Raw genomic sequence first — 554 nt, 5'->3', positions numbered from 1 at the left:
GGGCCGGCCCTCCTGCGCGCCGGCCGCACCGACGACGAACGCGAGCACGCCGCCGCCGTCGCCGTCGGCCACCGCGGCGGCGTCGCTCACGGTGAGGACCGGCGCGACGCCGGTGACGGCGACCGACGCGGGGACGGGCAGGTCGGCGTCGTCGGCGGTGACCGCGACGGTGGCGACGCCGAGCGGCCCGGCGGCGCCGGCGGCCCCGGTCAGCCGCGGCACCACCCGCGCGCTCGCGCCGGGGGCCAGCGGCTCGGCGAGCCGGCAGACGACGTCGGGGCCCTCGGGCGTGCAGCCGTCGGCGGCCACGGGCGCGGCGCCGGCCGGCGGCGTGACGCGCACCGCGACGCCCGTCGCGGTCAGCCCGCCGGTGTTGGTGACCTCGACCGGCACGTCGGTCACGGGACCGAGGGCCACCTCGACGCCACCGCCGGGCACGGTGAGCACGGGCGTGGCGGGCCGGACGAGCGTGTAGGCGACCGCGACCCGGTGCGGCGCGCGACCGCCGTCCGGGCGCAGCACCGCCGCGAACGTCCCGGCCGCCGGCGCGGTGC

1 protein-coding gene is annotated in these 554 nt (G+C 82.7%); it reads right to left on the bottom strand.

Annotated features, from left to right (window positions below; all coding sequences use genetic code 11):
• Positions 1-554: hypothetical protein (locus AB6N23_RS18560; protein WP_412867419.1), on the bottom strand; the 554-nt coding region annotated here is incomplete at both ends.

This window comes from Cellulomonas pasadenensis, from assembly GCF_047229365.1.
GTDB lineage: Bacteria > Actinomycetota > Actinomycetes > Actinomycetales > Cellulomonadaceae > Cellulomonas.
The sequence above is the reverse complement of the archived record's forward strand: the minus strand, read 5'-3'. Positions and strand labels throughout refer to the sequence as shown.